Below are 6748 nucleotides of genomic sequence, written 5' to 3'. Positions count from 1 at the left end.
GAACAAGAGCCTCTTTATCCTCTATGACCTGAGTGAATGTATCGGTAACATTAGCGGCACCTACCTCATTCGGATCATTAAATCTGTTCAACTCTTTCAGGTACGCTCCATTGGTCTGCTCGAAATTGCTCTTAATATCGGCAAAATCTATAATATATCCATACTTATTGTCCTTGTATGGTCTGTTTACACGGGTTATAGCCTGCAAAAGATTATGGTCTTTCAGTTTTCTGCCGAAATACAGCCTTTTCAACCGAGGAGCGTCAAAGCCTGTCAGGAGCATATTGTACACAATCAGTATGTCAATGGTCATATTCTTCTTGAAATCCTTGACGATCTGCTTCCTGGTGTCCTTATCATCACTATCGTGCAGTATCAATCCTGCCTTGAAGTGCGAGGGTTGCGAAGAATCGGCATTCAGCTCACGCTGTATCTCGTCAAAGAAAGCATATATCTTTCGTGCCTGTTCACTTGTTTCGCAGATAACCATACCACCGAGCGTATCATCGCCCTGAATAGTGCGGAAACGCTTCAAATCGCTGATGATGTATCTTGTAAGCTCCTTGACATAAGAGTCATGTTCTACTATCTGGTCACGCTTTATATCCTTTTTCTGCACAAGTGTTTCGAGCTTCTCATAGATAGCAGAGAGCTTTTCCTTATACTTTGTTTCAATATCCTCACGGATAATTTTGAGGGTATAGCCGTCCTGAATAGATTTATCGTAGTAATAGGTATGCAGATAGTTACCGAACACCTTCCACGACTCACGCTCATCAGCTAACAGCGGAGTACCTGTCAATGCGATCTTAATAGAGTTTTCGTCAGCATCGAAAAGGTTAGCAAGGAAACTGCCTTTAGGATTATATCCTCTGTGTGCTTCATCAATGATGAAGATACGCTGTAAGTTTGTAGCATAGGACGGCAGAGTTACTCTTTCCTTATCCTCAGCAAAACGCTGGATATTGACAACCGTGATCTCTTGCTGTCCGCTGTTGCCCTCCTGGGCTTGATTATTGCGGAACTGCTCCATAAGCTCTGCACGGCTATTTGCCGTCTTTACCACAAGCCCACGGGCTTCAAATTCCTGCGAAGCCTGTTCAAGCAGGTCAAGGCGGTCAACGATGAAATAGAACTTTGCAACTTTATTGTTCTGAGCAAAGAAATCGGAAAGAATATAGCTAAGATAGTACGATAGTGCGGTTTTACCGCTGCCTTGCGTATGCCATACCACGCCAGACTTAACTCCCTCAGAGAGCTTTTCACGGATAGCAAAGGCTGCGAACATCTGCTGATAACGCATAATGTGTTTCTGATTGATCGTTTCTATCTTGCCGTCAACCTCACGCTCCATATTCACATAAGCGATACCGTATTTGAGAATGAACAGCAGTCGCTCAGGGGAACACATAGAAGTGATGATACGGTTTGTAGGGGTATTGACATTCAAATTTGTCTGATATTCGGGAGAAGTATGGATAACCTGATTATTAAAGTCTTTCAGTATCTTTTTCTCGACTTCTGCATCAATAGCCCTATATGGGTATTCTTTGATGAATGGTGCTACATCTTCATTCAGAGGGTTTTCTTCACGGAAACAGTTAAACGGCGCACTCTGTTTAGCTGCCGTACAGTAAAACGCACCCTGAATAGGCACAATACCGCCCTCGGCATCATACTCCATGTTATTGGAGAAGATCATAAGCTGAGTGATATTGATAAATCTGCGGAATTTCTTGTTAGGGAAACGCTTTCTGTTCATACGCTCACTCTCAGCGACCATACCGCCGTGATTATTGGGCTTCTTGACCTCAATAAACACTAACGGGAGACCGTTCACAAAGAGTGTAATATCTGGACGGAACTCATCTTGACCGTTCTTGCAAGTGAACTCCGCCGTACAATGGAACACGTTGTTACGGGGATTTTCAAAATCTATCAGCCGGATAGGAGAGGTTGATTTCAGGCGAGAATAAAAGCTCTTGCCGAGATCGTCATTATCAAGTTCCTGCCTGATAGCTTTCAAAGTCTGCTCAGCTTCACCCTCGTGATCGGGGTTGAGCTTCTTAAACTGAGCTATAAAAACATCTTTTAATATATTTGTATCGGGATCATAGACCTTATCAGCCATATCCTCGAATAATCTGCCATAGTAGGAATAACCGAGCCTTGTCAGATGAACAAGTGCAGGCATCTGAACACGAGTCATCTCGTTGAAAAGGCTCTTGCCGTTACTTGCTTTAGCCATAACACACGCTCCTTTTGATAAAGATTAATTTACTGTGCAAACAGCATATATACTCCATAATATTATAGCATAAATCGCACAATTAGTCAATCTATAAATCGACGTTTTTCTCCATTTTCACCGAAGAAAAAGCGTTCTAACCAACAAGGCTAAAACGCTTCACTTTTTTATATTCATCATGTATGTCGGTATGTACTGCTACGGGTTTTGTGTTACTATTTGGAACGGGGATAGTTACATTTATGCTGCTGTGTCCGAGGTCAGCAGAAAGCTCCGCAGGACTGACACCATTGCATATCTTGATCGACGAATGGCTGTGCCTGAGAGAATGTAAGCAGTGAAACTGAAAACCATTCTTCTCACAGAACTCTTTGAGCCAGCTGTATGGCGTGTTCGGGTGCATGGGTCTGCCGTCCCACTGGGTGAACAGTCTGTCATGCTCCTGCCACTTGTCGCCGAGGCTTAGCTTGTATTCGTCCTGATACTGCTTGTACTTTAAAAGAAGGTCTAACAGCTCCTGACTGTACTTTTTGACTCTCTTTGATTTCTCGGTCTTGGGGTCGCTTGCGAATATGCCTTCTTCAGGGGTGTAATATGATGCACGCCTTATGGTAATAAGTCTGGTTCTGAAATCAATGTCCTTCCATTCAAGCCCCAGCACCTCGCCTTTGCGACCGCCCATTATTATCAACAGATTTACAAACATCTTGTATTTCATCGGCACCTTGTCATCAAGCATTTTTACCAGTTGACGAAGCTCCTCAGGGTCATATATCTCGACTTCCTTTGGCTTGTTTTCTTCCGTTTTCGGTATCTTGATATTTCTTGCAGGATTGTCACTTAAAGCACCGATCTCGATAGCGTAGCTGAATACTCTTGATACAAAGCTGACATGGCTCTTTATCGTCTTGTAGGCAAGCGGCTTGCCCGTTCTCTCGTTTTTGCTGTTATACACAAGCTCGTTTACGACCAGCATTATATCACGCCTTGATATATCCTTCATCTTTTTATGTCCAATTAACGGATATACTCTATTTGTAATGTAGCTTTCTTTTTCAAATGTTGTCGCACGAAGATGTGTTTTTGCATAGGTTTTACGATAATCCTCCGCCAATGCCATAAATGTAACATTGCAGGGATATTTCCCGGCCTTTATCTTCTGCTCGAACATTACCACCTGACGATTGAGCTCTTTTTCAATCTGCTTATCCGTCATGCCGGGCTCTGGCTTCCAGGTCATCTGGTGTACTATCTGCTTGCCGTTGATATCACTTCCGTCAGATACCCTTATCTCAAATGATCTCTTATTTTTTCTTCTTACTGATGCCATTGTTATCCTCCTCCGTTTCTCCGTTAAGATACGCTATAAGGCTTGCCTTGTTTATAAGTATCTTTCCGTTATTGCCTTCACCTGCCCTGAAAAAGCGTATCTTCTTCTGAGCCGTCAGCTGTCTGAGCGTCGATTTTGTAAGCCCGGGAAATTCCCTGACAGCTTCGCCTATCGTCAGCATCTCCACCTTATCCGATGCAGCCTTTGACTCCGCGGGCTTGTTCTGCTCCAGCAGCAGGATCACCAGCTCTGCGATCTTCATTACAATTTCTTCGTTAGTCATATTTTATGACCTCACTTTCATAATATATTGATCAAAATGATCTATATATATTATAATTTAGATCTTACTCAAATCGGAAAAATTCCGAGGCTGTTTTCACACATCATCACATTGCTGTCACATAATTATCACAAAAGAATTAATTTCGTAAAAATGCACAAAAGCAAAGCCCGATCATTGTGCATTGACGATACTGAAAATATCAATTTACCTATTGGAAAAGCATATTGATTTGTGTTATAATAAAAGGTACGATGCAGACCCACGGTCAGCTCTTCGTCAGGAGGGCTAATATGGCATCAGTTTCAAAGAAAGGCCGTTCATTCTCTATCAGGGTGTCCTGCGGCTACGATATACGTGGCAAGCAGATAGTGAAATACAGAACATTTCGTCCGCCCGAGGGTATGAGCGAAAAACAGGCACAAAAGGAGGCAAACAGGCAAGCAGTATTATTCGAGGAAGAGTGCAAGATAGGTCATTGTCAGACAGGCAGCATAAAGTTTGAGGCGTTTGCCGAGCAGTGGTTCAAGGAGTACGCAAAGCTGGAGCTTCGCCCTACCACCTACGAGCGTATGAGAAAGCTCACAGCAAGGGTTTACCCTGCGATAGGTCACTTAAAGCTCGACAAGATAAGCAGGCGTGACATAAAGCTGTTCATAAACGACCTTGCATTAAACGGCAGGAATTTCAAAACAGGCGAGCCGCTTTCACGCAAGACGATAATCCACCACGTCAGCTTTATCAGCGATGTGTTCAGCTACGCCATTGATATGGATATGCTGACATACAATCCATGTGAGAAAATGAAGATACCGCATATCGGCGAGGAGAAAGAGCGTGAGATCTATTCTCCCGAGGAGTTCGATCAGCTTTTTGAGCTGCTCCAACAGGCACCGCTTAAATACAGAGTGTTTTTCACGCTGGCGGTGTTCACGGGCTTCCGAAGGGGAGAGCTGTTAGGACTTGAGTGGAAGGACATACTCTGGGAGGAGAATGTTATCTCCGTCCGCAGAACATCGGCTTATACAGGTGCAGAGGGGCAATACACTGGCAAGACAAAGACAAAGCGTTCGCAGCGCTGCAACAGATACCCCGACGAACTTTTTGAGCTGCTGAAAGAGTACAAGGTATGGCAGGACGAAGAGCGTGAGCGTCAGGGAGAGAAGTGGGTAGATACCGACAGGCTGTTCACCAAGTGGGATGGACGCCCCATGAATCCCCAGACACCCTATGGCTGGTACAAGGAGTTCTGTCAAAAGCATGATTTCAGGTTCTGTAATATTCACAGTATGCGACACAGCCATGCTTCCATACTTATCGCAGCAGGCGTTGATGTAGCAACAGTCTCGGCAGATCTTGGGCACAGCAACTGCAACACAACTTTAGGGATCTATACTCACGAGTTTGCAATGCAGAAAGCACGTACCTCGGATATCATAGGTCAGGCAATAAATTTCCAGATAAAAAAAGAACAGCGTGACTGTCTGTAACTTGTCACAGCTGTTCAAAACTATAATGGGCTAATAATGGGTCGCGCGGGAAAGCAAAAACTCGGAAACAACGTATTTACGCTGTTTCCGAGAACGTTGAATGGTGACCCGTACGGGAATTGAAATGAATTTTTGAAACTCAGCATCTTATCCAGATTTTCAAAAAGTCCCTATTTTACGTCATTTCAGTTTAATATAACTTTCGAGGATATTGATAATTTTAACTAAGTTTTTACGTCTTTAATGGACAAATAATGGACAGGATTTCTGGCATCTCTTCATATTTTTTCAATAGTTTCGACTTTTCCGGTGTAGCTTAATGCTGCACCTTTTTATTATGATTGCTCTTCACAGAACAACCCAAACACATATAGTGCAGACTGTCCGTATAGTCCCGTTTCATCATCAGCAAAACTAGCCCCGGTAGCAGAGGTGTAGAATTTATCCAACGCTTCCATTTCAGTGATATGGTATTTTTCCGATATCAGCTTTACTATTTCAGGGACAATAGTCGCTCTTGTTGTTGCGTGATCCATACTCATCCCTCCACAATATAACTCTTGATAAACTTCAGCTGCGAAAGCGAACGCTCTGTGCAAAATGCGATCTGATTATTAATCTTCTCAAATTTCAATCGTTCAACAGCATCCTCTTTTCGCATGATGCCTTGAAGAACGTATGATACAGTTTCACCAACATTATCATTTGCTATCTTGCCGATAACAATATCGTGTTCATGCTTGAAGTTCAGGTCACTTCTGCAATTAACGACCATATCCAGCCATTCAAGCGAAGCACCGTCAAACTCCTTGATATCCGAATCGGCACGTTCCCACTCGTATACATTCACCACAGCCTTAACAGGCTTTTTTTCTTTCCTGGACTGTATCTTAGCACGACGTACTGCCCAGCGTTCTGCCTGTTCCTTGATATCGGTCGTGTAGAAAGCAAAGCCAAAATCACGACCGATCTCAGTTTTAATTATTCTCGGTTCCTTGATCTCCAAGGTAGTTCCATGATACACTAACATATTACGCAACTCCCAAATATTCATCTATGAACTGCATAAGATACTCCATTCCCATACCATGCAGATCATCGTAGTCGCTTTCAAGCAGTTCGATAACCTTCTCACGCTTGAAAAGCTCATATACTTCATCACTGGTTTTCCCTATATGTTTCGCATAGTATTCTACGCAAAACGAGATAAATGATATTTTGCTCATTTTTGTACCTCTTATCAAATGCAGGATAGATCTTTTCAAAACTTATATTTTCTTGTATTATAACATATTTCAAGAGTTTAATCAAGTGTTAAAAAATACTGTTCACATATAGCATAATTTAGCATTTATTCTCAATCAACCAACTAAAATTATTCATTTTGCATTCCACTT

At 42.7% G+C, this 6748-nt stretch carries 7 protein-coding genes; 1 reads left to right on the top strand and 6 read right to left on the bottom strand.

Annotated features, from left to right (window positions below):
- From CUS_RS03385 to CUS_RS03375, 3 genes are all read right to left on the bottom strand, one after another.
- Window positions 1-2248, bottom strand: a 2248-nt coding sequence (locus CUS_RS03385) for a type I restriction endonuclease subunit R (protein ID WP_002847515.1), incomplete at its 3' end; no start/stop codon positions are given.
- A 136-nt stretch (window positions 2249-2384) separates the two neighbouring features.
- Window positions 2385-3578, bottom strand: coding sequence for a tyrosine-type recombinase/integrase (locus CUS_RS03380; protein ID WP_002847517.1), 1194 nt, complete (start codon window positions 3576-3578; stop codon window positions 2385-2387).
- Window positions 3553-3861, bottom strand: coding sequence for a helix-turn-helix domain-containing protein (locus CUS_RS03375; RefSeq protein ID WP_002847521.1), 309 nt, complete (start codon window positions 3859-3861; stop codon window positions 3553-3555). The genes CUS_RS03380 and CUS_RS03375 overlap by 26 nt, the downstream gene beginning before the upstream one ends.
- Before the next feature lie 293 nt (window positions 3862-4154).
- On the opposite strand from CUS_RS03375, the gene CUS_RS03370 reads away from it, so the two are divergent.
- Window positions 4155-5351, top strand: coding sequence for a tyrosine-type recombinase/integrase (locus CUS_RS03370; protein WP_002847516.1), 1197 nt, complete (start codon window positions 4155-4157; stop codon window positions 5349-5351).
- Between the two features lie 335 nt (window positions 5352-5686).
- Here CUS_RS03370 and CUS_RS03365 read toward each other — a convergent pair whose 3' ends face one another.
- Genes CUS_RS03365 through CUS_RS03355 form a run of 3 tightly spaced genes read right to left on the bottom strand, consistent with a single transcriptional unit; the run spans window position 5687 to window position 6577 of the window.
- Window positions 5687-5887 (bottom strand): hypothetical protein, encoded by a 201-nt coding sequence (locus tag CUS_RS03365; protein WP_002847518.1) that lies wholly within the window; start codon window positions 5885-5887, stop codon window positions 5687-5689.
- 2 nt (window positions 5888-5889) lie between these two features.
- Window positions 5890-6381, bottom strand: a complete 492-nt coding sequence (locus CUS_RS03360) for a DUF3990 domain-containing protein (RefSeq protein ID WP_100084523.1) — start codon at window positions 6379-6381, stop codon at window positions 5890-5892.
- A 1-nt stretch (window position 6382) separates the two neighbouring features.
- Entirely contained in the window at window positions 6383-6577 is a 195-nt protein-coding gene (locus CUS_RS03355; RefSeq protein ID WP_002847519.1) for a DUF3791 domain-containing protein, read from the bottom strand.
- Between the last annotated feature and the right edge of the window lie 171 nt (window positions 6578-6748).

The sequence above is a fragment of the Hominimerdicola alba 8 genome (genome assembly GCF_000178155.2).
GTDB classification, from domain to species: Bacteria; Bacillota; Clostridia; order Oscillospirales; family Ruminococcaceae; genus Hominimerdicola; species Hominimerdicola alba_C.
The sequence above is the reverse complement of the archived record's forward strand: the minus strand, read 5'-3'. Positions and strand labels throughout refer to the sequence as shown.